This window comes from Vibrio hepatarius (assembly GCF_001274785.1).
GTDB lineage: Bacteria > Pseudomonadota > Gammaproteobacteria > Enterobacterales > Vibrionaceae > Vibrio > Vibrio hepatarius.
The window spans coordinates 1-402 of sequence record NZ_LHPI01000080.1 but is presented as its reverse complement, the minus strand read 5'-3'; the positions used below and the strand labels follow the sequence as shown (position 1 = coordinate 402).

Genomic DNA, 402 nt, shown 5'->3' with positions numbered 1-402 from the left:
CTAACGTTGCCGAAAACATGGTCCCTAAATCAGATCACTGTCTTTAAAAATGCGGTTAATACCAAAATTTTGAACGAAGCAAATCGCCGTTGGAAGGCGGAGATGGATAAGCGTGGCATGGAGATGAAGCCTGGACTTAACTTTGCGAGTTTCCAGCGTCACAGTGACATCCAAGACCAAATTAAAGCGCAGATGGGCGAGCGTTTCTACGTAGAGCCAATGTTGACAACCTGGAATAATAAAGCGTTCTATAACAATGTTATCATGGTAAACATTAACCGTGAACGCGATTACTGGTTGAACTATATGGAGTCCGCAGTCAGTCAGTTTGAAGATGGCGCACCTATGGCAGAAGACGGTAAGAATGCATTGCGTTCTATCATTGTACCGCCAATTTCGATG

At 44.0% G+C, this 402-nt stretch carries 1 pseudogene; it reads left to right on the top strand.

Going from position 1 to position 402, the window contains the following annotated elements:
* Positions 1-102: 102 nt before the first annotated feature.
* Positions 103-402 (top strand): annotated as a pseudogene (locus AKJ31_RS22350) (hypothetical protein); the annotation flags it as partial.